2 protein-coding genes are annotated in these 3,199 nt (G+C 70.5%); one reads left to right on the top strand and one right to left on the bottom strand.

Annotated elements, in window-relative coordinates:
* A partial coding sequence (purL, locus tag ACFPZL_RS11520) for a phosphoribosylformylglycinamidine synthase subunit PurL (protein ID WP_382335502.1) occupies window positions 1-2,316 on the bottom strand: 2,316 nt, incomplete at its 3' end.
* Window positions 2,317-2,420: 104 nt separating this feature from the next.
* Between purL and ACFPZL_RS11515 the strand changes: the two genes are divergently transcribed.
* Window positions 2,421-3,199: hypothetical protein (locus ACFPZL_RS11515; protein ID WP_382335500.1), on the top strand; the 779-nt coding region annotated here is incomplete at its 3' end.

Here is a 3,199-nt window from a genome sequence, read left to right as displayed (position 1 = left end):
GGGCAGGGTGGCGCGGTGCGCGGCGCCGAGCTCCGAGAGCGGCAGGGTGAAGCGATCCTGCACCTCGAGTGCCGCATCGTCGCCGACGCCGTCGGTCACGCCGATGCGCAGCACCGGATAGCCCCGCCCCTCGCACAGGCCGCGGAACTTCACGTCCTCCTCGTGCGGCACGGCGACCAGCGCCCGCGCCTGCGACTCCGAGAAGAGCGCCGCCGTGGCGTCGACGCCGTCGCGCGACATGATCTCGTCGATCCACACCCGGGCTCCCACGCCGAAGCGCAGCATCCCGTCGGTCAGCGCCTGCGCGAGCCCGCCCTCCGAGAGATCGATCGCGGCGGAGAGCAGCCCGCTCTGGCTCGCCGCGTGCAGCAGCCCGGCCAGCGACACCTCGTCGTCGAGCTGCACGGTCGGCGGCAGGCCGCCCAGGTGCCGGTGCACGGCCTCGGCCCAGGCCGACCCGTCGAGCTCGTCACGGGTGGTGCCCAGCAGGTAGAGGTGCTCGCCCTGATCCTGCCAACCGCTCGGCACGCGCCGGGCGACGTCGTCGATGATGCCCAGCACGCCGACCACCGGGGTCGGGTGGATGGGGGTGTCGCCCGTCTGGTTGTAGAAGGACACGTTGCCGCCGGTCACCGGCACCTCGAGATCGAAGCAGGCATCCGACAGGCCTTCGACGGCCCGCGAGAACTGCCACATCACCTCGGGGTTCTCCGGGCTGCCGAAGTTCAGGCAGTCGGTCACCGCGGTCGGCACGGCACCCGACGCCGCCACGTTGCGGTAGGCCTCGGCGAGGGCGAGCTGCGCACCCGCGTACGGATCGAGCTGGCAGTAGCGGCCGTTGGCGTCGGTCGAGATCGCGACGCCGAGCCCCGACTCCTCGTCGACGCGGATCATGCCGGCGCCGTCGGGGAACGAGAGCGCGGTGTTGCCGAGCACGTAGTGGTCGTACTGGTTGGTCACCCACGAGACGTCGGCCTGGTTCGGAGACGCGGCGACGGCGATCAGCTCGTCGCGCAGATCCTCGGCCCTGCCGGAGCGGGAGAGCCCCGCGGCGGCGACCGTCTGGGCCTGCAGGGCGTCGAGCCACACCGGGTACGCGACCGGGCGCTCGTAGACCGGGCCGTCGACGGCGACGGTCGAGGGGTCGACGTTCACGATCTCCTCGCCGCGCCAGTTGATGATCAGCCGGTTCGTGTCGGTGACCTCGCCGAGCACGCTCGTCTCGACATCCCACTTCTTCGTCACCGCGAGGAACGCGTCGAGCCGCTCGGGCGCGACGATAGCCATCATGCGCTCCTGGCTCTCGGACATGAGGATCTCTTCGGCCGTGAGCGACGGATCCCGCAGCAGCACGCTGTCGAGCTCGATGAACATGCCGCCGTCGCCGTTGGCCGCGAGCTCCGAGGTCGCGCAGCTGATGCCGGCCGCACCGAGATCCTGGATGCCCTCGACGAGTTCCCCGGCGAAGAGCTCGAGGCAGCACTCGATCAGCACCTTCTCGGCGAACGGATCGCCGACCTGCACGGCCGGGCGCTTGGTCGGGCCGCCCTCGTCGAAGCTGTCGGAAGCGAGGATCGAGGCGCCGCCGATGCCGTCGCCGCCCGTGCGGGCGCCGAAGAGGACGACCTTGTTGCCGAGGCCCGAGGCGTTCGCCGTGTGCAGATCCTCATGGCGCAGCACGCCGACCCCGAGCGCGTTGACCAGCGGGTTCGCCTGGTATACCGCGTCGAAGACCGTCTCGCCGCCGATGTTCGGCAGGCCCAGGCAGTTCGCGTACGACGAGATTCCCGAGACGACGCCGTGCACCACGCGTGCGGTATCGGGGTCGTCGATGTCGCCGAAGCGCAGCTGATCCATGACCGCGACCGGGCGCGCTCCCATCGAGATGATGTCGCGGATGATGCCGCCGACACCGGTCGCCGCGCCCTGGAAGGGCTCGATGTACGAGGGGTGGTTGTGGCTCTCGACCTTGAAGGTCACCGCCCACCCCTCGCCCACGTCGATCACGCCGGCGTTCTCGCCCATGCCGACGAGCAGGCGCTCGCGCATGCGGTCGTTCACCTTCTTGCCGAACTGGCGCAGGTAGATCTTCGACGACTTGTACGAGCAGTGCTCGGACCACATCACCGAATACATGGCGAGCTCGCCCGAGGTGGGGCGGCGGCCGAGGATCTCGCGGATCCGCTCGTACTCGTCGGCCTTGAGCCCGAGCGCGGCGAACGGCTGCTCCCGCTCCGGAGTCGCGATGGCGTCGGCGACGGTATCGGGGCGGGGCTCGCCCGGCTGCGGGGCCTGCACGGAAATGCTGTCATTCACGCGTCCTAGCCTACCCTCGCAGGGGGGTCGCGCCGGACGGCGCTCATCGTCGCCGCGCGGCGGATGACATGGCGATTCACAGGTAGGCAGGCAAGACTGGAGCCATGAGCACTGCCGCACCGAACGACGCCGCACCCACGACCCCGGGCGCACCCGCGCCGACGACCGCGCCGGGCGCCGCCCCGGCTCCCGCCGCCCCGTCCAGGCACCGGCTGTCGACGTTCCTGAAGGTCAGCATCATCCTGCTCGCCGCCCTCTCGATCTCGGCGATCGCGCTCGTCTTCGTCGGAGACTTCGAGGGCAAGGTCGAGCGGATCACGGCGACCTTCCTCATCTTCGCCGTCTTCGTGGGGCTCACCGCGCTCGACACCAGCCGTGGCCAGCGCAACAGCTGGTACGCGCCGGTCGCGCTGATCGCGAACTCCTACATCCTGGCCCTGCTGCTCATCGTCACCTGGATGAGCGACGGCGGCTACTTCCTCGCCTTCGGCATCTTCTGGAAGGCGATCCTGGTGATCGCCGTCACCCGAGCGGTGGTCGCCTGCTGCCAGGTGCTGCTGAACATGGGGGAGGGGAAGCCCGAGACGCTCGGCCGCTTCGCCTTCATCACCAGCGTGCTCGCCGTCGTCTCCGGGATCCTCTTCACCGCGCCGCTCGCGATCGAGGTCTTCGACATCGAGGTGCCCGAGCTGTACTGGAAGATCGCCGTCGCCGCCCTGCTGCTGACCGGCCTGGGGCTCGCGATCACGCTCCTGGTGCGCTGGTCCTACGGGTCCGAGGACCGCGAGGCCCGGCGTCGCGCGCAGGCCGCCCGCGCCCAGGAGTCCTACGGACCCCTTCCCGCACCGGGTGTCCCGGCTGCCCCGGTTGCGCCGGGCGCGTC

The sequence above is a fragment of the Leucobacter soli genome, assembly GCF_042659205.1.
GTDB lineage: Bacteria > Actinomycetota > Actinomycetes > Actinomycetales > Microbacteriaceae > Leucobacter > Leucobacter soli.
The sequence above is the reverse complement of the archived record's forward strand: the minus strand, read 5'-3'. Positions and strand labels throughout refer to the sequence as shown.